We start from the raw sequence: 26358 nt of genomic DNA on the forward strand, positions 1-26358 counted from the left end.
TTCGTTTACAGTATAGGAACCCAAAGATTATAGACCCGAAAAACCTAAAAGGCGATTTGCAAACGGTGCTGACCGTTCACAAATCGCCTTTTTTTCATGCCTAGATGGTTAATTGCATATGAGACAAACTCGCATAAACGCCCTTGCGGGCAATTAACTCTTCATGTGTGCCCACCTCTTCAATCCCATTCTGGGACAATACCACGATTCGCTGTGCATTCCGGACAGTTGACAAGCGATGTGCAATCACAAGCGTTGTTCGGTTATCACTCAGTCGTTCCAGTGAATCCTGAACCGCTCTCTCGCTTTCATTATCCAGAGAACTGGTCGCTTCATCAAAGATAAGGATCGGCGGGTTCTTCAAGAACACGCGGGCGATGCTCAGCCGCTGCTTCTGTCCGCCGGACAATTTAACGCCGCGCTGTCCGATATCCGTATGATACCCGTCAGGCAATGCCATGATAAAATCATGGGCATTCGCTTTTTTCGCCGCTTCGATGATCTCATCCATGCCGGCCTCCATGCTGCCATAACGGATATTATCGGAAACGGACCCGGCAAACAAGTACACATCCTGCTGGACCATGCCGATATGCTTCCTTAATGAACGCTGCGTGATATCCCGGATATCTCGTCCGTCCAGTAAGATACGGCCTTCATTCACTTCATAGAAACGGGGAATTAAGGAACATAACGTCGTTTTTCCGACTCCCGAGGGGCCTACTAATGCAACGTATTCCCCGGCTTCGATATCCAGGGACACATGATTCAGCACGTACCCATAGTCCTCTTTGTACTTGAAGCTGACGTCCTGAAACGTCACACGCCCCCGAACTTGCGTAATCTCCGCGGCATCAACGGAATCCTCAATATCCGGCTCCACCTCCAGAATCTCCATAAACCGGTCAAATCCGGTGATTCCCTCCTGATACAGCCTTGCGAAATTAACCAATCTCTGGATCGGCTCGATCAGGATGCCGATACAGAGGAAAAAAGTCAGCAAATCGGCAAGCGCTAGCTTGGCATCAACAATCGCTGCTCCACCAAACACAATGACAGCTATCGTAATGAGTTGGGTAAAACCGACCAACCCTTCGTGAAAGTACGTTTCACTCTTGTATCCTTCCCTTCGGCTGTCGACAAAACGCCCGTTCGCATAGGCAAACTTCTTCTTCTCCACCAGTTCATTCGTAAACGACTTCACCACGCGGATGCCGGATAAGGAATCCTCCACCTGTTCATTGATATCACCGATACGATCCTTGCTTACACGCAGCGCAATATTCATCTTCTTGTTGAAATAAAAAGCAAACACAGCCATGAACGGCAGAAAAAGAAATACGATCAGGGTAAGCTTCACATCAATATACATTAGAATGATGAATGCCCCAAGGAACTTCAGAATGGAGATCACGATATCTTCAGGTCCATGATGGTACAGTTCCGTAAGCGACAGAATGTCATTGGTGGTGCGGGTCATGAGCTGTCCTGTTTTGTTCTCGTCGTAAAAGCTAAACGACAACTTCTGAAAATGGTCAAACAGTTCCCTTCTCATGTCACTCTCCATATAAGCCCCCATCATATGCCCTTTATAGGAAATGAACATATCGCATAAGGTATGGATGATGACCATGGCCAGCATGACAGCCCCCACCGTATAGATTTGGTTCAGCGGATGGGGCGAATTTCCTTCTAACACGTTGATGGTGATGTATCTTATACATAGTGGAAGCATCAATGTTATGGCTGAGACAACAAAGGCGCATGCCAAATCAACACACAATAACCCCAGATAGGGTTTATAGTAGGACAAAAATTTCTTGGTTCGAGAATTCAAATACATCTCCTCCATTATAGTGGAGGGTTACTTATTCATGCCCCTCCAAATGTGATTCATGGTGACGTCCTTTGTTTTTCTCATCGATAACACCCTTCCTTTTACTTGATAGTTCCATCTTACTCCGAAGCGGCCGTAATCCGGAGTGTAAGAATCATTTATAATTAAAAAATCCCCTCTGGGAAGAAAAAAGCAGGCTTGGATCCCTGCCCAAGCCTGCTTCAGTATGTTCAAATTCTATCGATTCCAGCGCTCCGCAAGCAGCTCTCCGTTCAGGCCAGCGGCGGCTATTGAGCCCGACGAGGCAGCTGCAATGGCCTGGTACATCTCCGTTGCTGCATCTCCGGCACTATAGACACCAGGCACGCTGGTTTTACCATATGCATCAACGACGATGCTTCCGGCTTCATTGAATTCGCAGCCGATGGATGCAGGGAGATCCGAGCCGGACACCAGCTTCGGCGCAAAGAAGATGCCTGTGCAAGGGATGCGGGTTCCGTCCTCCAGCACAACCTGCTCCACCATTCCGCCGCTCGATTCAATAGACTCGATCGGGGCGTTGAATACGGGAATGTTATGCTGCTTAAGCTCTTCACGCTGCTCTTCCGTCCATTCATCGGGACCGTTGGTGCAAATTGTATATCTTTCGCTCCATCCTGCGATCAATTTGGCAAAGTGAAAGGCTCCCGCACCATTGGAAATCACGACCAGCGGCTGATCTCGCAGCTCCCAGCCATCACAATAGGGGCAGACAAATGCGCTTTTTCCATATACGTCAGCCAACCCGTTGATGTCGAGTGGGGAATCTTTTTTGCCAACGGCGAAGAGCAGCTTTTTACTGCGGTATATCGTTCCCTGTCCCGTTGTAATCTGAAAATCACCGTCAACGCCAGTAACGGCTGCAGCTGTATCCTCAACAAACCGGACCGAAGGATAAACGCTAATCTGTTCCTTGGCAATTCTCCGAAACTCGCTTGGACTAATACCGTCCCGGGTCAAAAAACCATGCGTCTCACGAGTAACCTTGTTTCGCGGCCTGCCTTCATCAATCACTACCACCTGTTTTCTTGCTCTTCCCAATACTAATGCCGCGCTTAATCCGGCTGGTCCGCCTCCAATAATAACTGCATCATACATGGGTTCACTCATCTAGTAACGCCACCTTCCTGGATTCTTAATATCCATAATTAGAGTGCAAGAAGTCACCACTTCTTGCTTGTTTCTGAATCTTGCCATGCTGGGTTCGACAATTATAGACCCACAGCGTCTATTATAGACAATAAAGATCCGCAATACAAGTGATTTTTCTGGACAAGGGTTTCTTCCCTTATTTCACGTAAACACCATAGTCCAATACCACATTCCCCTTCTCATCGGGTGTCGTGAAGCGGGGATGATGATAACGCTCGAAGAACCATGCATTCGCCCCCTGCTGCCAGCCTTGTTCCGCGATTTTGGCCATGCATAAGTTATGAGGGTCCATGCCGTACAGCTCTCCGTTATCTGCATTGCCGTATAACCAGCACACGCCTACATCGCCTTCTGCCAGATCCTCATACTGGTACCCGTCAGGAGCCGCCGTGTTGGTCGGGAAGAGCATGCCGATCCAATACTCAAACCGATCCCCATTCATACGCATAAGGCCGTAAGAAGAGCCCTCGGATTCCGGCAGCGCCCCGAGCTTTCCGATTTCTTCGAACCAGACATTGAGGAACCACTCCGCCCATCGCCCCGCAAAGCTTCCTGCTGCATCTCGGTCCTCATCGCCATACCGTTTGCCGATCAAGCGTGCTGATGGAACATGTTCTTTGTACACCCTGGTCACTTCTGCTGCCACTGTCCTCTACCTCCTGAATTTGGTTTCCCTCTGACATTAACTATGTAATTCGGGAGCATCGAAGGAAATCCTGCACATCCTGGGCGCAAACTCAACACTCACTGAAATAAAGCTTGAACACTTCCCGCAAAGCATGTCACAATAAGCAGTGTAAGCATATTCAAACCGATTAGGAATGGGAGGCATTTCATCATGAAAACGATTAAGCTTGGAAGCAGTTCACTCGAAGTACCTGTTGTAGCCGTTGGTTGCATGCGAATAAATTCATTGGACAAAGCAGAAGCCGAGCGCTTCGTGCAAAGCGCGCTGGAGGAAGGAGCCAACTTCTTCGATCATGCCGATATCTATGGCAGCGGTGCTTGCGAAGAGATTTTTGCAGATGCCATACATATGAACGCAGAGATCCGCGAGAAGATCATTCTTCAATCCAAATGCGGGATTCGTCAGGGCATGTTCGATTTCTCCAAGGAGCATATCCTGGACTCCGTGGATGGAATTTTGAAGAGACTGAAGACCGATTATCTTGATGTGCTTCTCCTTCACCGTCCGGATACACTTGTTGAGCCCGAAGAGGTTGCTGAAGCCTTTGACAAACTCGAAAGCTCCGGCAAAGTGCGCCATTTTGGTGTATCCAACCAGAACCCGATGCAAATTCAGTTACTGAAAAAAGCCGTGAAGCAGCCGCTCGTGGCGAACCAGCTGCAGCTCAGCATCACGAACACAACCATGATTCAAAGCGGTATCAACGTCAATATGGAGAATGATGCCGCTGTAAACCGCGATGGCAGCATTCTCGAGTTCTGCAGACTTCATGATATAACGATTCAGCCTTGGTCGCCTTTCCAATATGGTTTCTTTGAAGGTGTATTCCTTGGAAGCGACAAATTCCCTGAGCTTAATCAGAAAATCGATGAAATTGCGGAAAAATACAGCGTAAGCAACACAACGATTGCCATTGCATGGCTGCTCCGCCATCCTGCACATATGCAGCCCATTATCGGTACAATGAACATCAACCGTTTAAAGGACTGCATTAAAGCCGGCGATGTGACATTGACCCGTGAAGAATGGTATGCCATTTACCGTGCAGCAGGCAATATTCTGCCATAAATTCATTGCCAAACAGCCTCCTATCGACTGCGATAGGAGGCTGTTTCTATTATGATGCCGCGTTATGGGATGATGCAGCCTTGCGAGCTTTGATCGAGCTTAAACATACAGGTATCAGCACTAGCGCAAGCAATCCTCCTGCTATCGAGAGTGTCCCATAGCTGGTGCTCGCTACCACCATGCCGGATAAAGCTCCACCCGATGCTCCGGCTAAGGCAATCAAGACATCCACCGTTCCTTGTGTCTTGGCACGGGTGGAAGCAGGCGTTGCATCGATGAGCATCGCTGTACCGCTAATGAAGCCAAGGTTCCAGCCTAGACCAAGCAGGGCAAGTGCCGTTATGATGAGTCCCATGGATTCCGCAGGAGCTACTGCTGCGAGGATCCCCGAACATAACATCACGATTCCGGCAGTGACGGACATGGCAATCCGGCCGATTTTGTCCACAAGGAAACCCGTGAACAGCGAGGGCAGATACATTGCCCCGATATGGATTCCAATCACTAACCCGACGGCATTCAAATCATGGCCGTGATGTTTCATATGAACGGGCGTCATGGTCATAATGGAGACCATCACCACTTGAGTCAGTATCATCACACAGGCTCCAACCAAGATCCCCCGTGTATTTCGCTCGGATCTGTTCATAGCTTCATTCGAAGAATCAACGACGTTGCGGATGTTCGCCTCTTCTATCGCTTGGGCAATTCCATACGGGTCCGGACGCAGGAATAACAGAAGAATCAAACCTGCAAGAATAAAGGCTCCCGCAGCAAGAATAAACGGCCCTGCCAATGCAGGGACACCGATAGATTCCGCAACTCTGCCCATGACGCCGACCAGATTGGGACCTGCAACGGCGCCGAAGGTGGTCGATACCATCGCCATACTGACTGCTGCAGCCCGCTGTGAAGGTTTGGCCAGGTCAGTCCCTGCATAGCGGGCCTGCATATTCGTAGCGGTACCTGCTCCATAAATCAGCAGCGAAGCGAACAGCAGATAAATATTCTGATGAACAGCCGCGATAATGATGCCGATAGCTGCAACACCACCGGCGAGGAAACCGCTAGCCAAGGCCGGCCCCCTGCCCCATCGCTGGGTTAGGCGTCCGACAAACCACGCTCCAAGTGCCGAGCCTACTGTAATGAGAGCAACGGGGATTCCTGCGTAGCTGTCCGTCTTCAGCATATCCTGTGCCAGCAGGGCACCGACGGTTAAGCCTGCCGCAAGCCCTGCACCACCGAATATTTGCGATAGAATGACAACAATAAGTGTCTTTTTATATAGCTGCTCCTGCAGCTTCGGAGAACCCACATAACGTTGAATCGTTGGTGTTCGCTTATTTCCCGCTTCGGAAGATGAAGATTCTTGTGTCATCCCATTTCTCCTTTAGTAAGTAATCATGATGGAACCAGGTTAAATTCATATCCCTCATAAGCAAATTCTATTTGAAAACCGATGCGACGTGCAATCCCGTTTGAAGGCAGGTTCCCTTCCGAGCAATCCCAATAAGGGATGAAATCATGTCTCAAACAATGCTCTACCATAGCATAAACCGCACATTGCGCAAGTTTGTTCCCTCGATGTGATTCCATGGTCTTGATATCAAGGGCGTGTATATTCCGATATCTGAAACCGGTCATACACAAGCTTACGACCTGCCCATGATAAAGCACACAGAAACCCAGGCCGTTTTCCAAAAAATCTTCCTGGCTCTGCCAAAACTCCCCGATGGTTGCCTCAATCATCTCAAGATGCTGCATTGGATGATTCCGGAGCAATTCCATAGTCACTTGCTGAACTTCATAGTCCGCTCCGAGCTCGGGTCTACGAATGGAGCGAAAGTCTGCAGGATTCAGATTATACACATATTGATTCCAGCCCGCCAGATGCCGATCCGCAAAAAGCTCTTCTTGAAAAACTCGGTACCAGCTCGGATGGTCACCGAGACATTCAAACCACTCGACACCGAGTTCTACGGCTTGGGGTGTAATGATGGTATCGATATAAGCCCGAATTTCGTAATTGAATGCCGGATTTCCGGAATCCCCAACAAAATGAAAACCGTCTAAATTACCCTGCCATATCATGCCTGACCGTGGATGATCCACGTCATCAACGAATACCCTCCCCGGATTCATGCCTGCTATGATGGCCTTACTCTCTAAGTTCATCCCCCGATTCACTAAATTTCGGCATCGATGAAACTGTGCTGGTTCAAGTTCATGTATCATGGTGATAACGCTACCTCTCCTAAGCTGATTTTAGTTTAATGTATTCTTTCCTTTCTATAACCTATAAGCAATTGAATCACAATTCAAGGGAACAAACAGCTTTATTAAAATAAATCAGATGAACAATCTTCGGAATACGGCATGTTGTTTACATCAACTGCATCCATCCTCTTGTTCTTCATCTTCTGAGCGAATCACAGCCTCGCAATCGATCTTCCGGCCTGTCTGCCCGTAAAGAGACAGCCTCCGAGGAAAGTTCCCTCCAGCGCCCGGTATCCGTGCAAGCCTCCCCCTCCGAATCCCGCCGCTTCTCCGACCGCATAAAGCCCTGGCACAGGCTTGCCGGAGGCGTTCAACACTCGACCGGATAAATCCGTCTGCAGTCCACCTAAGGTTTTACGGCTTAGAATGTTCAGACGCACCGCAATCAACGGACCGTTGGCAGGATCCAGAAATTTGTGAGGCTTGGCAACGCGGATCAGACGATCCCCTATGTAGTTCCTTGCTCCCCGCAAGGCTGTAATCTGCAAATCCTTTGTGAATTTATTGTCCATCTCCCGATCTCGCGCAAGAACCTGTCTCTCCATATCTGCCAATTGAATGAGTCCGTGACCCGTAAGCTCGTTCATCTTGCTTACAAGCTCAGGCAACGTTCCCGCTTGGACAAAATCCTCTCCCCGATCCAGGAAGGCCTGCACCGGCCCCGGCGTACCGGCCCCTGCTCTTCCCAACACTTGACGTATGCTCTTCCCCGTCAAATCGGGATTCTGCTCTGAGCCGGACAGAGCGAATTCTTTCTCAATCACTTTTCGGGTTAAGATGAACCAGGAGTAATCATATCCTGTATCCTGGATCGCTTTGAGCGTTCCCAGTGTATCAAAGCCCGGAAAATTCGGTGCCGGGAACCGCTGCCCCCTTGCATCCAGCCAGAGAGATGAAGGACCCGGCAAGATCCGAATTCCGTGCATCGGCCAGACTGGATCCCAATTCTGGATCCCTTCCGTGTAATGCCACATTCGATCCCGGTTGACCATCCGGCCACCTGCTTGCTCGGCGATTCCCAGCATGCGTCCGTCAACATGAGCCGGGACACCGGAGAGCATATTTTGAGGTGCCTTCCCAAGCCGTGACGGCCATAATTGTCTGATCAACTCATGGTTGGCCCCAATTCCTCCACTGGATACAACAACGGCCTCTGCATAACACTCATATTCACCAATTACATCCCGCGAGCTTTTTTCGCCACGCAACACCGGGCTTGGGGCTAACACCGAGCCTTTGACACCCATCACCGCTCCATCATGCGTCATAAGCTCATCCACCTGATGCCGGGGCCGATATTCAACCAGTCCTGAGCTTATAGCCTCTCGAACCCTGAACTCAAAAGGCTTGACAATTCCCGGACCGGTCCCCCACACAATATGAAAACGGGGAACGGAGTTGCCGTGTCCCTCTGCCAAATATCCCCCGCGCTCTGCCCATCCTACAACCGGAAAGAATCGTACGCCCAGGGAGTGAAGCCATGCCCGCTTCTCACCTGCCGCAAAGTGAACATAAGCCTCCGCCCACCTTCGACCCCATAGATCTTCGTCTTCATCCTGATCAAAACCAGCGGAACCAACCCAATCCTGCCATGCAAGGTCGCGGGAATCCTTGATTCCCAATCTTCGCTGTTCTGGTGAATCAACGAGAAATAGTCCGCCAAAAGACCACCATGCCTGCCCGCCAATGAAGCTTTCCGGCTCCTGATCAAGCAGCAGCACTTTCTTCCCGGCCTCAGCCATCTCTGCGGTTGCTACCAGACCGGATAGACCGGCTCCCACCACAATCACGTCATATTTCATGCATGCCCCCGTTCTTCAGCTTAAGCTGACTAATTCAAGTCATGTAGAAATCATATTCGTCGGTGCGTAAACGTTTTCCTGTAACAGAACCAAATAGTTTGCCACGCCAAAACAGCTTGCTATGTAAGCCCGTACAATAACAAAAGAAACCCACACCGAGCAACCGGTGTGGGTTTCCGTATTCAATCATTAAACGCCGAATCCGAATCCGAATGCAGATACAATGATTACCAAGAGAATAAAGAGAACCAGTACTGCACCAACGGATCCGTAACCTCCGCCGTAACCGCCAACTCCATATCCAGCAACTTCACCCATTTGTCTAACCTCCTTTATTTTTCCGAACACCATATCCTATGCTCAATAATTCAAAGAGACTAGACTCTCGAGAAAAAAATAAAGCAAACGGGCTTTTGGAAGCGGCAGGAAATCCGATGTCATGAAAAAACCTTAATCCGCCAGCATTTTCTTCGCGAAACTGAGTACGTTCGACTTGGCGCTTTCTGCCCAGATGGTGTAGCGAATCTGACTTTCCTCATCTACCCAATCCAAATGATCTCTCCCTTTGGAGTCATCTGTATACACGCACTCCACTCCGTTGATGACGATGGTCTCTGTTTTCTCGTTTGGCTTCTCAGCCGGTACAGGAGTTCCGTTCATTGGCGGAGCCGGATGAATATAATTTGCAATGACATCCAATTTCACGCTGCCTTTCTCATAATTGAGAACAACTGCTGTTGCTTCATTCACGTCAGGTATTGCTTGGGTGTATAACGTTTTATTTCCTTTCGCGGCCTCTGCTTTCAGTTCCTTCTCTAACTTTTTATAGAGATCGGATGTTTTTTCCGGGCTCTTTAAGTATAGAACGGCATTTTGGAAGACATAGCCCTTGGGCAATACATTCGGTTTTGTCAGCGCGGGGGCGTCCATGGCCTTCGCCTTCTTCAAGTAATCAGAATACGTATCGTAAACAAAACCCTTGCTTGCAAAGTAAATTTGATCCAATGGATTATATTCTTTGTCGGCAGCATAGTATGCAACCATCTGACCCGGCTTAAGTCCTTTGGTCAGCTCATAAATTTGATCATCGAGCGAAGACGTCAACTTCTCTGATTTCACGGAAGAGGCTGCTGCAGGCTTGATCTTGGTCTGCGGTACCGTTGTGCTTGCTGCATAAGCATTAGCGGATCCGATCATCATCGTAGCGGCGAGAAATAAGGCAACTTTCATCTTGTTTTTCATCATGGTACAATTCGTGCTCCTTTCGGCGGCTAGGCCTTCTAAGTTTTTAAATACATTTCGTATAACGCCCAGCCGCGAATAAAAGGGACATTTTGTTAAAAAATCAGGGGGGATTCTTTATTCCGGCAGGAGACCGGCGGCAATTTTCGCAAAATCATCGTTGGACAGCGGATCCTTCGGGTCGTCCGTAATCACATACATCACTTCTTCATTGTCGCTGAGCCATGTTAACTTACGGTTCGCGGAAACAGAGTTGGAGGACAGGATCATTTCTTTTCCATTCACCGTTAGTTTTACAGCTTGCTCTGTAGGAACACCCGCCTTTGAGCCCTTTTCTCTGGCAAATGCGATGAAAATAATCCGGCTTTCGTCTTTTCGGTATTCCATCACCGTAGACGCAATCTTCGACCAAGAGACCCTTTTATAAAACAGCCCCTGTTCTTCATCAGACCTTGCAGCTTGCTCCTTGAGTTCATTCAGAAGGCTCTCATACTCTGGCGTGCCCCATACAGGTTCGTTCCTAATTTGGATTTGCCCCCGGTCAAAGAAGTACCCTGACGGGACATATTCCGGTTCTTGTAACAGGGGAGCTCCCTTCTCCTCGATTTCCTTGGCCAGATCGTTATAATTCGGATGCTGAATCGTTTTGTAAAAATAGTTCAGAGGATATTTCTTGGCGGATGAAGTCATGTGCCTGTCCTTGATATAATACACGGCCTGTTCTCCCGGCTTTAACCTCTTGCTCAGTTCTTCTTCCGTTTCCCTTTCACGTTTGGCATTATATTCCGATTCGGTGTATTTCCATGGCTTCATGGTAGTCAGTATGATTTCGCCTTCCTTGTTTTTGATCTGTATGAAGTATTGACTGGCGTAGACACTCATCGACGAAAGAATCAATATGGCAGATAGTGAGGCCATCATGAAGTATTTCCTCCGATTACGGAATACCCTTCCCTGTTTCTTCTGATGAATTTGACGAACCTGGCGCATGATGGCAGGGGTTACGTCAATCTCATCCTCTACCGATTGCAATTCCAAACTTCTCAGCATTCGATCTTCGTCCGACTGTCCGTAATCTCGCATAACTCCGTGCCCCCCTTCTCCTCCATCAACTTGATGACTTTCTGTTTCATGCGTGCATATTTTTTCTTCACTGCACTAAGATTCTTATCCAGAATCTGAGCGATCTCTGAGAACGGTTTATCTTCAAACACCCGCAGCACCAGCAGATTCCGTTCTTCAACCGACAGCTTGTTCATAGCATACTCCAGCGGTTCGCTGAACCATCGGCGCTCCAATGTTTGCTCCACGCTATCAGCATGCCCTGCCGGTTTCATAAGCCGACTTACCCGTAAACGCACGCGTCGCTTGCGAATCAGGTTGAGGCAATGATGATAGGCAATTTTGTACAACCATGACGAGAACGATACCTTCGCTTCATAAAGATGAAGCTTGGTGAAAGCCTTGATGAATATATCCTGGACGGCATCCTGCGCATCCTGTTTGCAGCCAAGCATTCGGCAGCAGTATATGTAGATCTGTTTTTTGTACGTTTCGACGATGGGCTCAAAGCAATCTACCTCACCGGCCTTAACGCGTCTCACACACTCCTCGATGTAATCCAATTCGAAGCCGCACCCCCGCGTACACCATATTTACGTTATATAACACCCCTCCTGCCGAAAAAGGGACATCTGCAATCAAAAAATAAAAAACAATCCATACCTTAAGTATGAATTGTTTTCATATAATGTCGATATTTTCTTTTTAATCGGAAATACCCGCCAGCGGCAGGCCCCCGGTCCCTTTTTCAAGGTACAATCAACTCCGTGAAAAGAGCTTCCTGCGTACGAGCACCAGTCCACCAGCCACGATGACCACCGCTGCGCCGATCCAGATCCACAGATTCATGCCCGCTTCCTCCGCTGCGACCACGTCGGCTTCGGCCGTATTCGCTCCATAGAGTATCGCTTGCTCTCCTTCCACCACTTGAACTTGATCACGTCCAAATTTCTCGTAGAGGAAGTTGGCATGCTCTTCATTGTAAGGCGTAATGCCAACTTCCACCTTATCTCCTGCTGCAACCGTGTGGGTTACAGTAAAGCCCTCCCGTGAAAGCTCCTCTTGGCCTGCTCCGGCAATATAATCATCGATTTCCGCTTGTTTATCATCCAGGCTCTCATCAGCGGCGGACACGATATGCATGGACGCGGACATCACGCCATTCGGCGCAGCCGCAGCATTGCCTGCCCCTGCCATGAGCAAGACACACCCCAGCATCATGAGCTTAACCCATTGTTTTATATAATCCTTATTCATTTTTCACTACCTCCTGATTATCTCTGGTTTATGGCCTATGATCTTTCTGCTTAACAGGCTCCATGGATCGTGCAATGCGAAGAGCTTCCTCAGCGCTCACAAGCCCTGATATCATGAAGTGAATATCATCCGTGTACCAGTGAAGCTCAACATTCGGTGTGGTTAATCCGTCATCCTGCAGCGGTTCACCTGCGATCAGGTAACCAGCGGCACCGTTCACATCGACGGTTTCATCGAAATGCTGCGGCATGCTTGAATTCGCGCTTTTGTCAGCAAATAAACCGAAGGAACGCTCGCCTGCTGTATAACTGAATACGGCCGCTCTTACCGCTTCGTTCGGTCCCGTCACTGAAATTTGCTGAAGGGAGAAACCCTCCGGAAGATAGGACGGGACGCGGAGCTTATCGCCAAATGCCTGGCCCGCCTCTTCATAACTGCCAAGGATTCGCGGCTCATCATTATAGCCAACTGGCGGATCATCGATTGGAGAGTCAGGGTCCATTAGGGTTACAGGCGGATCCTGATCTAATGGAGGAGATCCCGGAGAATTGGAGAAATCGGGTTCAGCAAGGAACAGACATAGTCCGATGAATATCGCGGCCACTGTTGTTCCGGCGAACCACCGATGATTTCTCATTCTCATTCTTGTTCTACGCACCGGGCTCTCCTCCTGCAGGTTCGCTTCATGCTGGATACGCTGCTTCACCTTTTCGCACATATGCGAATCAAAGTGAAGGCTGCTGAACAGCATTTCATCCGCTTCGCTTTTCACAAGGTCTCGAAGTTTGTCCTCCTGAGATGTCATAACGCGAGTCCCTCCTTTGCCAGGTATTCGCCCAGAAGCGCCCTTGCCCGGTGAAGCCTTCCGCGAACGGTTCCTTCCGGTGCGCCGGTTGCTTCAGCGATATCACGGGTTCCCAAATCCAGGTAGTAATACAAGTAGATAACCTCATGATAATGAACCGGCAGTGCAGCAATATATTTAAGAATGGTTGTTTGATCCAAGCGCTCTAAAGCCTCCTCCTCCACGCTGCGGAGAACGGAATTCTCCATTAGCAGCGGATCTGTTGGCTGCTCTTTCATCATTTTTAATCCCTGTTTATCCCGGCATGCATGGATTGCAATCTTGGTGAGCCACGTCTTCACGCTGCTATCTCCACGAAACGATGTCCAGTGGCGAAAAGCTCGCAGGAATACCTCCTGGCTGACGTCCTCTGCTAGATGTCGATCGCCCAAATAGAAGTAGGCTGTACGCAGTATGGAGGTGCCATACTCGGTCATGAATTGCTCCAGTGCCAGGGAGGGCTCAGACGGGTATCTGGATTTGTCGTTAGGGCCGGCCGGCCTTGCCATCTGTTGACCACCTCCATACCCTATAGACGGGGTAACTCTCGATTCCGCTACATGAATTCTGAAAAAAAGAAAATAAAAACGGTCGAAAAAAAGGCCAGCCAGTAGATTCTGGCTGACCCGATCATACGAAAAAGCCTGATTCATCAGACCATATGTCATCAGGTATTCCTGAACGGTCTCCGGTCCGTCTTGGGACCAAACTGCATTTGATACAGCCCCCATACCAGGATGCTTAAAGCGGTCATTATAAAGAAAATATTGCTGTAAACATAAGCCGACTCGTTACCTGTCAGCGGATTCAACCGCCAGGTTGCCGACTGATCCAATACCTTGCCTATAATGCTCATTGCCATCGCGCCGGATATAAAGTTCAGCATGGAGAACAATCCCATGCCGACACCGACCTGTTCTTTGGAAAGCGTTCTTGAGATCGTGTTGGACATCGCAATCTGCATAAAGGTTTGTCCTACTTGACCCATGATTAACAGCAGTGCAATGACATATGGTGAAATGCCAACGAAAGTGGAGGTCAGAATGAAGCATAGAACCAGCAGTGCAGCCGCAATGGAAAATAGAGTTGAATTCCCGCGTTCATCCGCAAGTTTACCCCCGACACGGCCAAGCGTGGCCGCTGCAATGGCAGCAGGCACCAGGACAAAGCCAATGCTCCCTGCAGACAGATTGTTCAGTGCCGTCAAATACTGGGGCGTAATAAAGGTAATGCTAAAATTCATGGAGGTCGATATAAAAGCGATGACCAACGCACCGGTATATCTGGCATTCATGAACAGCTCCGGCTGAATAAACGGATGGACCGCTTTTCGAATGCGGATCGCAAACATCAGTAGGAATAGCCCCCCGATAACAGCAGCCGCCCAACTGCTCTGCGTGATGGCTAGCAGGAACAAGCCCACCGCTGCCGCAAGGAATCCTCCGCCTATCACATCCAGCGGCTTGGCTGCCCCTCTCCCATCGTTCAGATATCTTCTGAAGAAAGGTATGGTCAGCAGCGGCAGTAATGAGAACAAGAACAAGATGCGCCAGCTGCCAAAACTCATAATCATCCCGGACACGATCGGACCCAGAGCACCTCCAAGTGCCAAGCCAATAGCCGATGTACCGAGCGCTCTCCCGCGTCTCTCAGGTTCAAAATATCGGATTGGAATAATCATGGCTATGGCTGGCAATACGGCAGCACCTGCTGCTTGAAGCACTCGGCCGAGAATAATCATCCAAAAATCAACGGCCAGCATCCCGACAACCGATCCGACAGCAAATAAGAGCAGCCCGTACGTAATCAGACTCTTCAGGCTATAGCTGTCTGCAAGTTTACCAAAGACAACCGAACCGATTGCATAGAGAGCCATATAACTGGTCATAATCCAGCTTACTTCAGATGGGAGCAATTCAAATTCTTTACCGATGGCCGGTAAAGCCACATTGAACATCGTACCGTTCATGACGGAGAATATGAGTGTTACAACGAGGACGCGGAGCAGTTTGTCCCCGTTGTTATACGTATCATTTTTCATGGTTATCCCTTCCCTCGTGTTTGAAAGATAAAATCGTCCATAATAAACACCTAGCTGCAGCATGGAAATGAGTGTATAATTTAATGAGTTTACTCATTATATGTTTATTATATAGTGAGTAACCTCACTAATTATGAGCTTAAGTATAAAGTCTGCTTTTGTCAAGGAGGAACTTATGAAACCAAACGACGCTGTACCCTCATCCATCGATATCATTCACATGCTTGTAAGAACTACTCATGCCATCCAAAAAGAATTCGACGCTCAACTAGGTATGTTCCCAACCCCATATCAAGTGTCCGGACCGAGACTTCGCGTGCTCTCTGTCGTCCTGGAAACCGGAAGCATTCGAATGAATGAATTAGCAGCAAGGCTGGGCATTAAAGCCCGCACGCTTACCGATTTAGTGGATGCTCTTGAGAAGGAACAACTGCTTGTCCGTGTCCAGGATCCGCAAGACCGCCGGGCTATCCTGATTCAGCTCACGGAACAGGCACAAGCGACCATTAGGCCCGTACTGGACTATCAAACGGAAATCGCCGAGAAAATCCTCGGCAGCCTTACCGAGAGTGACCGCAGGGTTTTCTATGACATGTTGTTAAGCCTCTCGAAGAACAAGGATCTGTCCGCCTGTATAGAACTTAAATAGCGGATTTGTTTCCGAAAACCCATGATTGCATACATAGAAAAGGAGCAGAGAGATCTGCTCCTTCAACATCCATTTCATTTCCCTGCTTTATGATGATCAAAATCGAAAGACGATCTTTACATGATCATTCTTGATTTCGTCGACAGTCTCCTGAAACCCCCGTTCCGCTCTATAACTATGAAGCGTCTTTCTCCAGAAGGCTTGTGCCCTCTTATTGCTGTCCGTGGCGTTCGTTTGGATCTCCCAGCTGCCTGAATGCTCGTTGAATACCTGTGCCGCAGCCGCCTCTGCGATATTCTGGCCACGGAAGGGCTTCATCACAAAAAACTCGTTCATGTAGAATTCACTGCCAAAGGTATACGGCGCGGTTGCAACCAATGCAAAGCCCGCTGGAATGTCATCGGCCCAAATAAGATACGAGAATAACACCTCTGGCTTATCCCACCATATATCGAACACTTGGATTTGATCATTCAAGGTTCTGGTATCATCATCTTCAAACACGCCATATCGATTCGGCTTCCATCCCCATATTCCTGACAAATCGTGCAGGTACAGCGGATACATATTATTAATGATAAATTTAGTCGAGGCATCACTTAACTCCACCGTGACTCTCATCCGTTCTCCCCCATTCTGTCGGCTATCTCGAAACCTTTGAAATACCGCATCTTGCCCTATTAATTCAGATATTTAACGGCTTCAACGTAAGCGTAACATCGTCCCAAAACCATAAATAGAGGAGGTATGAGTATAATTAACTTTTATATACTGACGTCGGCCGCAATAAAAAAAGCAACGAGCACTGTCCAGCTCAGACATGCTCATTGCTTAATATGCGTGTTAGTCCGTTACTTTTCCGCAAAACCCATCAAATCTTTCACATGTAACGTATTTTCTCGCGTTGTCAGCTTTTCCAGCAAAGTGAAGGCCACTTCAAAGGCTGTTGCCGGGTTACATGAAGTGATCAGATTCCCATCGACAACGACTTGTTCGTCCACCACGATGGCGCCAAACTCGCGCAGCTGTTTCTTTCTGATGCTCGTTGGATGATCGTAGGTTGTTGCCCTGCGCCCCTCCAGCAGCCCGGCCTTGCCAAGCGTCAGGGCTGCAACACATATGGCGGCGATCCACTTGTCTTGTGCATGGAATGCCTGAATGACGGAGGAGAACCTGGGATCGTATGCATCCTTGTAAAACCCGGCTTCCTCAAATCCGCCTGGAATCGCAAGCGCATCATAGTCATCAACCCGGACTGAATCCAGTGTCACTTCAGGAATCACGGTGAAGTTCCAGGTACACTTTAATCGGTCGTGCAATCCGGTCGTTACCACCTGCGTGGTGCCGTCTCCCTCAAGCATGTTCCATCCTAATACGTCGGTAAAGACGCTTGCTTCCACTGCCTCGAATCCATCGGCCAGCAGCAACAGCACTCTTTTCATCGTCATCCCTGCCTTTATGTTTACTAATAATTATAGTCCCCATAACCTCTCATGGAAATATACCTCCTGAAACTATTCTATCTGTCTATATCCTTTTCTCTCTTTGATGAATAGAATGTAAGACTTAATTAAAAGAGGTGAGCATATGACTCCGTTACAGTTGAATGGGATTGTAGGTGGGAAGAATCCTATTGATGTAGGTGCTGGAAAGACCATTTTGTTGCAGCAAATTGTAATCAACGTGAGAAACGGCAGAAAACTGGTTCTCAAAGATATTAACTTTTTGTTTAACAATGATGCTTTTGCAATCAAAATTGAGGCACAGCCATCCCCCGGCGTATATATTGCCAGAGGTGGCGCTGGTGATTTGCACCCGAACAAAGTATTGTTCAATAATAATACGGGGTCATCCGTTTTGATCTTCTTACTGGTAAGTGCCGTCAATACGTCCCGTAACAAGCGTTCGCTCAGTCGTTCTGACAGCTGGCACCTTAATCTCAAGCGACAATAAAGCATTCCTCCTACAAAAGGAAGCAGCTCCTGTGCTGTTTCCTTTTTTTTATGGCGGTAAAGGGCATCATGCCGGAAAAAGCAGCCGCCGTCGCAACTTGACATCGTTTAATACCCGCGTACCACCAAATGAATGCCAGCGCCGTTACGATCGGAACGTACCATACGAGCGCAAGCCATTCTTGCATTCCAATTGCAGCAAGGGAAGCTGCCGGATTTTCGAACCATAAGGGAATGAGACACAGGATAAAGGCCGCCGCAGATACCCGTGTTGTCTCGAGTCCTTCAGCAGATACAATCGCTCATCGGTGTTAACAATACCGGACGTTGAATCCTTGTACTTGACTGTTGCTTCTCCTCCCCATTCTCCTTTCATGCATAAATTAAAACATAGAATGGAAATGATAACTAAATCATGTATTGCATGGACTAGGGAGTGAGTGTATGGATCTCAAACAGCGTTTGGCTGATTATTTCAGGGCAAATGCCGATTATTTCAATGTAGAAATTCAATTGCTGCAATATCGAGTTCAGGTGATCGGCTTGGATTCTTTGGTCGATCTTCCTCAGAGCATTGCTATGCTCCAGACGCAGACAACAAACATGGTCGATGACTCGCTGTCACCGGATTCATTGCTCAAGATTATTGGACAGCTTGTGGACCCCGATCTGGGTGCAATTGTGCCTGACATCATAAAGGGCAACTTGATTGTGCTGGAACCTCTGTCAGGAACATGCTGCGCTGTCCTTCCTATATCCAAAGTTGTTACCCGATCGATCGGACCGGCTGAAACGGAGAACACCCTGTATGGGTCCAGCAGCTCTTTTCTTGAAGATCTCAACACCAATATCGGCATCCTTCGGAAACACTGCACAAGCGCCAACTTGAAAGTAGAAACTTACAAGGTCGGAAAGAGCAATCCCAAAGCCGTTTTGTTAATCTACGTTGAGGATCGGGTTAAGCCCGCGCTTATCGACAACCTCCGGAAGAAAATTGAAGCCGGTTTGGATAAGGATATCCAGCATCTGCAGCAGCTTGAGAAAATTCTGGGATCAAACCCCTGGACGCTGGTAGCCCGGTTTAACGCAACCGAGCTCCCGCAGAATGCGGCACATTCCCTGCAGCAAGGGAAAGTCGTGTTAATGATTGATCGACTGCCGTTTGCGGTCATCATCCCAAGTCTGATCTGGGATATGTTCTGCATGAAGGATGATCACAATTTCCCGCTGCCCTTCATGTATCTTATCCGCTTACTTCGCATTCTGGGTGCGCTGATTGCCACCATCATTCCGGGTCTCTATGTTGCCCTGGTGTCCGTAAACCCAGAAGTATTGAGGCTGCAATTGGCGCTTTCCATTGCCCACAGCCGTCAAGACGTCCCGTATCCCGCCATGGTGGAAACTTTACTGCTTCTGGTTGTGCTGGAGCTCATACTGGAAGCCAGCATTCGCCTGCCCAAGAGCATAGGACCGACCGTTACGATGGTCGGAGGCATTATCCTCGGGCAAGCCGCAGTTGCGGCGAAACTCGTCAGCAATCTGTTAATCATCGTGCTGGCGGGCACCACCATTGCCTCTTCGACGGTAGTCGGATTTCAGAACTCTGTGCCGATCAGGGTCTTCAAGTATCTGCTCATTATTTTATCTGCTATTTACGGGGTATTGGGTCTGCTCGCGGGGATTGTGCTTATCTGCGCCTACATGGGCAACCAGAGCAGCATGGGTGTTCCTTACTTGTCCATGCCCTCATTGACCCAGAAGGATGAACCCAATGGCTAAAGGCGGACTTCAATCAGCCGTGATGTACGTGGTCTGTCATATGGGGCTTATCTTTTTTCTATATCCCTCGAGGTTTTTTTCTGCTATGCAAACCGGGCACTGGATAGGCATTGTATTCAGCTACGCTGTACAGATGACCGTTGTTTTCTTATATATCATGGGCTTGCGATTTGCCAAAAATCAAACGGTCATTGATATATTCCGAAGTGCAGGCAGGGTTGTTCCATGGATTGTCCTGCTGCCTGCCTTCCTGTACCTGGTCGTTGCGTTTATCGTAACTATTCGTGCCTACTCTGAAATGCTCACGCTGATTTTCTTATCCAACACACCCCTGTGGGCCATCCTGCTGCTCCTGTTCCTTGTCGCCTTTGTAATGGCTTGGCAGGGAATTGGCAGTATGGCCAGAACAGGCTTATTACTTGCTATCTTGTTCTCGGGTCCACTCCTGTTTGTCCTGTATCTATCCTTTCAGAATGTCGATTGGTATTACGCTTTGCCGTTCGTCGGCCATAAACAAACGTTTACCTTCATAACGGATGTAGAATTTCAAGTCAGTCTGTTTGTGTATGCGGGGGGATTCTTTTTTCTGGGACTACTCCCCGTCTCTATTCCTATCAACATGAAAAAGATGGCCATCGGCGGACTGCTGCTGCTCCCAATGTACCTGCTGTCGGTATATCTTCCCCTGCTGACCTTTGGCCAATCGACCGCTGAGCTGTATGAATTCCCCATGCTGATGACAATCGATACGGTGAACGTGACCTGGCTGATGTTTGACCGGATCACCATATTCTTCCTGCTCAGTTTGATGGCTTTTGCTCTGCTATACATGGCAGTCACCCTATGGACTTTAATGACCTTAACGAAAAAAGCACTGCCCTTTATCCCCGATCCTTACGGGCTAATCGGGTTGACGATTCTCCTATTTGTTATCTCATTGGCCATTCCGGACTGGGACTTCCTGAAACAGCTGCAGATCGGGATCATCCCGCTCAGGTTATACATTTTCATTGTCATCCCCGTGCTCACTTTCATTATGGGATGGCGGCTCAAGAACAAAGCCAATCGTAAAGCGGAGGTATCTTGATGATGATCATACGAACCCCTTTTCGTTGGAGGATGAAACTTCTGATGGTTTCGATAATCCTTCTCCCTTTATTAAGCGGCTGCTGGGACAACAAAGATATTAACCATCGAGCCCTCCCTGTCATCATGGGGATATCCCTGACCGAGCATAATCAGTACAAAATCTTCTTGGATATCCCGTCAGCGGATGATTCCAACAACATTACGATTGTATCGGATACCGGAGACACCATTAACGAGATCATCGATCATATGAGCATGAATATGGAATCTCAAGTTGATTTGCTTCATCTGAAAATTGTTATTGTGGATAAGAACTTTGCGCAAAGCGGAATGCAGGACGTTGTGTCGGCCTTTAATCGTTCCCGTGATATTTCATCCAAAACGCTGTTTGCAATCAGTGTCCAGCCGTTGGAGCAATTCTTCTCCGAGATAAAGGCAAAGACTCTGAACAGCGGGAATATCATTTATGATTTTTTCGAAAAAAACGCCGGATGGAATCCCCAATTAGCCGATACACGGGTATGGGAAATGTTTCGAAGCATTAATTCCTATACGCATGATGTCATCGTTCCGCTTATTCGATCAGGAAAGACAACGAATATTGAATGCATTGGCTCGGCCATTATCAAGAATGGGAAGATGACGGGACAGATCAGTCCGGAGGAAACGCTGGTCGCTAACACTTTTTATGGAAAAAGCGCCTATGGCAAGCTCGAAGTTATGGACAGTGCGACAGTACAGATTATCAGCAACAAGCTTACCCATAAGAGCTGGATGAAGAATGACCAGGCTTTTTTGAGGAGTAATCTGAAGCTGAATGTCACCATTCTGGATTCAAAGGGCCATCCCACGGAACAAGAGATTAAAGATAAATTGGAGCAACTGCTCACCTCTCGATTAGAGCACTTATTTAAGCAAACCCAGCAGGACGAAGCGGATATATTAGCATTAGGCCAATTTTTCAGAAACGATCTGACCCGTGAGCAATTGTCCAGATGGCGATCCGAATATTACCCGGAGCTGGACTTCGAGCTTAAGGTCACGACCAAAATCGAGAACCGGGGCAATCTCAAAAATTTATGATAGATATAAAAAAAGGACCCTTTGCGGTCCTTTTTTTACTTTCCTCTTATTTCATAAGCAGTGAAATTCCATCCAATGCCTCAAGCCGTATTTTGATTCTCCTCGGCGGTACCCACCGAGATGCGAATATCAAACCTCGCTGTAGTCGATCTCCAAAAACTGTACGACTTCCTTCTCCCAGCGACCCTTTACAAAGGCAACATGCTGCGGATGCACATGGTATGCTTCATAATCAGCTTCGCTATCAAATACCATGGAGAATCCGAAATCGTATGTATTCTTGTGGCTGATCTGCTTGAACACCTTGAACTCCTGAACCACTTCAATCGTACTAAGGGCAGATCGCCCATCCTCCAGAAAACGCAGCTCCTCTGCAGAGCCCTTCTCATGCTTCAATGAAAAAATAACGGAGTGAACCATTCGGTTTGATGTCATGTCAATCCCGCTCCTCTCATGTCGTCTTTTGATTCGGTTTCATGTTTCCTGGTCCATTTGAAAAAAGCCAACGAGCCGAGTACGGACGTGATGAACAGGATGGCTCCCATCGGCACGGCTGTAGACTCATCCATACCGACAAGCGGTGATACGATGGATCCCAGCAGGAGTGGAAGCAAACCTATGACAGCACTTGCACTTCCTGCGCGGTGTCCTTGCTTCTCCATGGCCAGCGTAAATGTGCTTGTTGCTACCATTCCAATGGTGATCATGTAGATGAATATCAATATAACAACGATGGCCAGAGGCCCTTTCAACATCGTCATCACCAATAACAGGAACGTTGCGCTCACCGCCATGATGACTCCGACCCGGAGCAAGCTTCGTTCATGAACGATGCCGCCAAACCGTCCAATAATGAAACTCCCCGTAATAATAGCGATCCCGTTAATCCCGAACAGTACGCTAAACATTTGCGGTGAAGCACCGTAAATTCCCTGATACACAAACGGCGTTCCCGAAACGTAAGCAAAGCTGCCTCCGTGAATGAAACCCACCGTCAGGGCGTACCCGATAAAGGAACGATCCTTGAACAAACTTCCCATCGTACGGACGGAATGGCCCAGCGAGCTTGGCGTTCTTCTCTCCTGCGGCAAGGTTTCCTTCAGACGAAAGGCAACGATCAGTACAATGAAGACACCGAATATGCTCAAGAAATAAAAGATCGTGTGCCAGCTTGCAAACGGCAGCAGCAGGATGGCTCCGCCTGACATCGGGGCAACCATCGGGGCAACCGCGTTAATGACCGACAGCAGCGCAAAGAATTTAGTAAGCTCACGCCCGCTGAACACATCGCGCACAACAGCACGTGAAATCACAAGCCCGGCCGCCGCCGTGAATCCCTGCAGGAATCTGGCAACAACCAGTGCCGTAATATTCGGTGCCAGTGCACAGAACAAGGAGGATATCGCAAATAAGGCTAGCGAGACTAATAACGGCTTTCTTCTTCCGTGAGCGTCACTGATCGGTCCAACAATGATCTGACCAACCGCGAGTCCGATGAGACAGGAGGTCAAACTCAGCTGGACAAGCGAAGCCCGCGCCCCAAAATCATGGGCAATCTCGGGAAAGCTGGGCAAATACATGTCGATATTGAACGGTCCTAATATACCAAGCAAGCTGAGAAGCAAGGCTAATCCGAGGCGTTCTTTTCCTGTTGGGTTATGAAGCATGCGTGTCAAACACCTCTACTCTACTATTGTTTTGTATTCATATAATGTAACAGCTTTGTCCCAAATAGAATAGTGCCATTGCAAGGCAGTATGATAACATATTTGCATTTGCACAAGCTAAAGAGCCCGGTTCTGATCAAACCGAGCTCTTCGACGCTTTTATACAAGATCCGGTTCACCTTCTCCGTGCTCAGCATCAGGAATGAAACGCCTTCCAGAACTCGCCTTCCGTATTGAGGATGTCTTTAATCTGAACAAAAGGAATCGTGAAAGTGGGAAAACCTGCGGCATAGGGGCCGATCTCATACGGTGCAAACACCAGATAAAGGGCATTCTCTGTCACATAGAAGGGCTGGTCTGCGGCGATTCCCGTATAACTGCCGGGGAATACATACGAATATTGGGGATCTTCCTTAATCTGCTTGCCAACGATTCGGCTGAGCTCTGCGAGATAATCACTGCCCGGTTTAAACAAATCCTTCAAGCTGTACATGCTGCCATTCTCCAAGTTGATCACGGCATACACTTTGGTTGGCATGCCATGGGCGGCTCCAAAAGGATAATGATATCCGTTCAGCTCCATTTCAAGCAGCTTCTGCTTAAAGAAAATCACATCGAAATCACCGGAATAGGAATAATCCAGCTTCTTATCGGCAGGAATCGGCTTCACCCCAGACATATCCTTCAGCTTGGTATTCACGGCTTGCTGAGTCCCTTGGTCTCTCATTCCTGTGACCTGCGGATAATAGACCAGATAATCCGGATTCGGCTTATACTTCTCTTCTGTTACCTGATAAGGCCGCTGCAGCGGAATAACGGTATTCTGCGCCCAGACGATACGTCCCGACCGGTCCAGATAGGATAGACGCAGATCGACCAATGCCTTAATCAACCCTCCGGGTTCCAGCGTAAGCGTACCGCTGCCGTTCACTCGGGGAAAACCCGGCGCAGGTTTGCCGGTACGGTCAATCAAATACGTTTGCTTCGCATCATACACGGAGGCCAAACCGTGCTTGTAGTCGGAGATATCGCGATACGTAAAGTCAGATAGCTGCTTCCCGTCCCAATCTGCAATCGCATATATCGAGCCGATGAAAGGCTGTTCAGGATCAATCGCGCGCCCGAGCGCAAACCGTTCTTCCGTTAAATCCCGAATATCATTGTATTCCGGATGGATCACCCAGGTCCCCTGTCTATTGATGACGCCATACTTCGACTTGTAATCTTCAGCTGTATTTACAATAGCTCTGCCATCGTGAAACGGAAATGCCGATGTATAGGTCGGCGGAATGACGATTTCCCCCTGCTCATCGATGTAGCCATATTTGCCCGTGCTCTCCTTCTGAAAGGCAAGCAAGCCCTCGCCAAGCGGTCCGACATAGGCAAAGTGATACGTGGCCAGTTTCCGTCCATGAAGATCAATGAGCGCATAATTATCATCTTTTAACTTCACAACAGCTTTACCATCAACAAAATCATTCGCGTCCGCGTACCGAGCAGGAATCACCTCATGACCATCGGCATCAAGGTAGCCGTAACGGCTGTTATCCCCATCACCGCTGCTATGATCGGTAACATAGAACACGGCCCTTCCTTCACGCAGTTCTGCAATGTATGGATACGCCCGACTTGTCAGAATTACCCCTTGTTCGTTAATCATCTTAAAGCCTTGACCATCCATGACCGTCGCGCGATGCTCCGAGAAAGGACTGATGGACTGATATTGGGGCTGCACAACATAATGGGCGCTTCTATCAATGACACCATAGCTGCCGTGTGCACTTACGATTGCAAGACCGTTATCCTGAAAATCCTGTGCATCATCATATACCGGATGAATCACCATCTCGCCGCTATGGTTAATGTATCCCCATCGGGTTCCACTCGTTGTCTTCACAGATGCCAGGTATAACCGGGAACCCAGCTGTGCCTCTCCTCTTCCAGCCAGCATCTCCTGAATCCGGCGCTCAAGCTCAAGCAGCGTATGGCGCTCAGGGTATGGCTCTGCAAAAGAGAGTGCCTTACGGACGGACTTCAGCCCAGCTTCCGGCATTCCCGCACGATACTGCGCATCCGCCAGATAATACCAATAGAATGAATAATCCGGGTGTTCCTGGGTCAGCCTCTCGTAGTAACCCACTACGGCGGGAAAATAATACGGATAAGCGTCCGGTGCAGCTTCAAACGCCCCATGATTCCATCTAACGACCTCAACCCGGTAAGCTTCGCCTGTATCATGAATCCACAGCGCGATTTCAGCCTGACCATCCGTCCCGATCGAACTTGGCAAATCAACGATATCGATATGGCTGTAGGTCATATCCGCGGGTGCTGCATCCTTCAGCCCCTCCGGTGTCCAGGCATATATCGACAGCTTAGACCAGATGGCGCCAATCTGCCAGCCTATGATCAACTGGTTTACGTTATGACCCAGCACCGGTGCGGCCGTCATTAAAGTGACGCCATATCCCTGTCCCTTCACATTGGCAACGACTTCCCAGCCTCCCTGATGGTGCATGAGGACCATTACATAAAGTTCACCGTTTAATCGATATACTCCCGCAATTTCAGGCACCCGATCTCCCGTAATGTCAGCTGCATAAACGGCTTCATGCGCACCCGATGCATCCTTCCCTACCAGTTCTGCGCCGTTAGGCAATTTGGCCTTAACCGCCTGCACCAACTGCTGCTCATTGTAAGCGGACATATCAGCATCCTCCCTCTTCGCAAGCTTTCTCGCCTAATCGTATGCCGTCTATTACCAAATATTCGCTGGCTTGAGAAGCCGCAAGAGGAACTGACGCCACTACGTGATGCGGTCCGGAACATC

General features: G+C 48.6%; 25 protein-coding genes. 6 read left to right on the forward strand and 19 right to left on the reverse strand.

Annotation, left to right across the window (positions count from 1 at the left end):
* Positions 1 to 100 precede the first annotated feature (100 nt).
* The 3 genes from M2277_RS13985 to M2277_RS13995 form a co-directional block, all read right to left on the reverse strand.
* Entirely contained in the window at positions 101 to 1837 is a 1737-nt protein-coding gene (locus M2277_RS13985) for an ABC transporter ATP-binding protein (protein WP_148247485.1), read from the reverse strand.
* 237 nt (positions 1838 to 2074) lie between these two features.
* A complete protein-coding gene (locus M2277_RS13990; protein WP_063479359.1) occupies positions 2075 to 2986 on the reverse strand; it encodes an NAD(P)/FAD-dependent oxidoreductase in 912 nt (303 codons plus the stop codon).
* A 178-nt stretch (positions 2987 to 3164) separates the two neighbouring features.
* Positions 3165 to 3674 (reverse strand): AraC family transcriptional regulator, encoded by a 510-nt coding sequence (locus tag M2277_RS13995; protein WP_280754986.1) that lies wholly within the window; start codon positions 3672 to 3674, stop codon positions 3165 to 3167.
* Between the two features lie 192 nt (positions 3675 to 3866).
* Here M2277_RS13995 and M2277_RS14000 point away from each other — a divergent pair, with 192 nt between their 5' ends.
* Positions 3867 to 4784, forward strand: coding sequence for an aldo/keto reductase (locus tag M2277_RS14000; protein WP_280754987.1), 918 nt, complete (start codon positions 3867 to 3869; stop codon positions 4782 to 4784).
* Between the two features lie 49 nt (positions 4785 to 4833).
* Here the strand turns inward: M2277_RS14000 and M2277_RS14005 are convergent, their stop codons facing one another.
* The 11 genes from M2277_RS14005 to M2277_RS14055 all read right to left on the reverse strand — a co-directional run bounded on the left by M2277_RS14005 (position 4834) and on the right by M2277_RS14055 (position 15309).
* Positions 4834 to 6162, reverse strand: coding sequence for an MFS transporter (locus tag M2277_RS14005; protein WP_006209934.1), 1329 nt, complete (start codon positions 6160 to 6162; stop codon positions 4834 to 4836).
* A gap of 23 nt (positions 6163 to 6185) precedes the next feature.
* Positions 6186 to 6959, reverse strand: a complete 774-nt coding sequence (locus M2277_RS14010; RefSeq protein ID WP_197477117.1) for a GNAT family N-acetyltransferase — start codon at positions 6957 to 6959, stop codon at positions 6186 to 6188.
* Positions 6960 to 7213: 254 nt separating this feature from the next.
* Positions 7214 to 8863, reverse strand: coding sequence for an FAD-binding dehydrogenase (locus M2277_RS14015; RefSeq protein WP_280754988.1), 1650 nt, complete (start codon positions 8861 to 8863; stop codon positions 7214 to 7216).
* A gap of 189 nt (positions 8864 to 9052) precedes the next feature.
* Positions 9053 to 9181, reverse strand: coding sequence for a hypothetical protein (locus M2277_RS14020; RefSeq protein ID WP_006209929.1), 129 nt, complete (start codon positions 9179 to 9181; stop codon positions 9053 to 9055).
* A 132-nt stretch (positions 9182 to 9313) separates the two neighbouring features.
* Positions 9314 to 10108, reverse strand: a complete 795-nt coding sequence (locus M2277_RS14025) for a hypothetical protein (protein WP_006209927.1) — start codon at positions 10106 to 10108, stop codon at positions 9314 to 9316.
* 114 nt (positions 10109 to 10222) lie between these two features.
* Complete coding sequence (locus M2277_RS14030; RefSeq protein WP_280754989.1) at positions 10223 to 11188, reverse strand: hypothetical protein; 966 nt, start codon at positions 11186 to 11188, stop codon at positions 10223 to 10225.
* Entirely contained in the window at positions 11149 to 11709 is a 561-nt protein-coding gene (locus M2277_RS14035) for an RNA polymerase sigma factor (RefSeq protein WP_387800745.1), read from the reverse strand. Before M2277_RS14035 ends, M2277_RS14030 begins: the two co-directional genes overlap by 40 nt.
* A 217-nt stretch (positions 11710 to 11926) precedes the next feature.
* Positions 11927 to 12424, reverse strand: coding sequence for a hypothetical protein (locus M2277_RS14040; protein WP_280754990.1), 498 nt, complete (start codon positions 12422 to 12424; stop codon positions 11927 to 11929).
* 28 nt (positions 12425 to 12452) lie between these two features.
* Positions 12453 to 13229, reverse strand: a complete 777-nt coding sequence (locus M2277_RS14045; RefSeq protein ID WP_280754991.1) for a DUF4367 domain-containing protein — start codon at positions 13227 to 13229, stop codon at positions 12453 to 12455.
* The gene (locus M2277_RS14050) at positions 13226 to 13777 is read right to left on the reverse strand and encodes a sigma-70 family RNA polymerase sigma factor (RefSeq protein WP_006209921.1); all 552 of its coding nucleotides are present in this window, start codon (positions 13775 to 13777) and stop codon (positions 13226 to 13228) included. The genes M2277_RS14045 and M2277_RS14050 overlap by 4 nt, the downstream gene beginning before the upstream one ends.
* A 158-nt stretch (positions 13778 to 13935) precedes the next feature.
* Positions 13936 to 15309: an MFS transporter gene (locus tag M2277_RS14055; RefSeq protein ID WP_280754992.1), complete on the reverse strand. Its 1374-nt coding sequence runs from the start codon at positions 15307 to 15309 to the stop codon at positions 13936 to 13938.
* A gap of 175 nt (positions 15310 to 15484) precedes the next feature.
* On the opposite strand from M2277_RS14055, the gene M2277_RS14060 reads away from it, so the two are divergent.
* Positions 15485 to 15958 carry a MarR family winged helix-turn-helix transcriptional regulator gene (locus tag M2277_RS14060; RefSeq protein ID WP_006209919.1) on the forward strand — a complete coding sequence of 158 codons (474 nt, stop codon included), beginning with the start codon at positions 15485 to 15487 and terminating at the stop codon, positions 15956 to 15958.
* A gap of 96 nt (positions 15959 to 16054) precedes the next feature.
* On the opposite strand, the gene M2277_RS14065 is transcribed toward M2277_RS14060, so the two are convergent.
* Together M2277_RS14065 and M2277_RS14070 are read right to left on the reverse strand one after the other, a co-directional pair.
* Positions 16055 to 16579 carry a GNAT family N-acetyltransferase gene (locus M2277_RS14065; protein WP_280754993.1) on the reverse strand — a complete coding sequence of 175 codons (525 nt, stop codon included), beginning with the start codon at positions 16577 to 16579 and terminating at the stop codon, positions 16055 to 16057.
* 230 nt (positions 16580 to 16809) lie between these two features.
* Positions 16810 to 17400, reverse strand: coding sequence for a DJ-1/PfpI family protein (locus M2277_RS14070; RefSeq protein ID WP_280754994.1), 591 nt, complete (start codon positions 17398 to 17400; stop codon positions 16810 to 16812).
* Between the two features lie 145 nt (positions 17401 to 17545).
* On the opposite strand from M2277_RS14070, the gene M2277_RS14075 reads away from it, so the two are divergent.
* From M2277_RS14075 to M2277_RS14090, 4 genes are all read left to right on the forward strand, one after another.
* Positions 17546 to 17911: a hypothetical protein gene (locus tag M2277_RS14075; protein WP_006209915.1), complete on the forward strand. Its 366-nt coding sequence runs from the start codon at positions 17546 to 17548 to the stop codon at positions 17909 to 17911.
* A 443-nt stretch (positions 17912 to 18354) separates the two neighbouring features.
* Entirely contained in the window at positions 18355 to 19689 is a 1335-nt protein-coding gene (locus M2277_RS14080) for a spore germination protein (protein ID WP_280754995.1), read from the forward strand.
* Positions 19682 to 20776 carry a GerAB/ArcD/ProY family transporter gene (locus M2277_RS14085; protein ID WP_280754996.1) on the forward strand — a complete coding sequence of 365 codons (1095 nt, stop codon included), beginning with the start codon at positions 19682 to 19684 and terminating at the stop codon, positions 20774 to 20776. The genes M2277_RS14080 and M2277_RS14085 overlap by 8 nt, the downstream gene beginning before the upstream one ends.
* A 44-nt stretch (positions 20777 to 20820) precedes the next feature.
* A complete protein-coding gene (locus tag M2277_RS14090; protein WP_280754997.1) occupies positions 20821 to 21861 on the forward strand; it encodes a Ger(x)C family spore germination protein in 1041 nt (346 codons plus the stop codon).
* Between the two features lie 129 nt (positions 21862 to 21990).
* On the opposite strand, the gene M2277_RS14095 is transcribed toward M2277_RS14090, so the two are convergent.
* The 3 genes from M2277_RS14095 to M2277_RS14105 all read right to left on the reverse strand — a co-directional run bounded on the left by M2277_RS14095 (position 21991) and on the right by M2277_RS14105 (position 26235).
* On the reverse strand, positions 21991 to 22296 hold the full coding sequence (locus M2277_RS14095) for a Dabb family protein (RefSeq protein ID WP_280754998.1): 306 nt from the start codon (positions 22294 to 22296) through the stop codon (positions 21991 to 21993).
* The gene (locus M2277_RS14100; protein ID WP_280754999.1) at positions 22293 to 23528 is read right to left on the reverse strand and encodes a Bcr/CflA family efflux MFS transporter; all 1236 of its coding nucleotides are present in this window, start codon (positions 23526 to 23528) and stop codon (positions 22293 to 22295) included. The genes M2277_RS14095 and M2277_RS14100 overlap by 4 nt, the downstream gene beginning before the upstream one ends.
* A gap of 196 nt (positions 23529 to 23724) precedes the next feature.
* On the reverse strand, positions 23725 to 26235 hold the full coding sequence (locus M2277_RS14105) for a WG repeat-containing protein (RefSeq protein ID WP_280755000.1): 2511 nt from the start codon (positions 26233 to 26235) through the stop codon (positions 23725 to 23727).
* Between the last annotated feature and the right edge of the window lie 123 nt (positions 26236 to 26358).

This window comes from Paenibacillus sp. LBL, assembly GCF_029893715.1.
Classification (GTDB): domain Bacteria; phylum Bacillota; class Bacilli; order Paenibacillales; family Paenibacillaceae; genus Paenibacillus_AQ; species Paenibacillus_AQ glucanolyticus.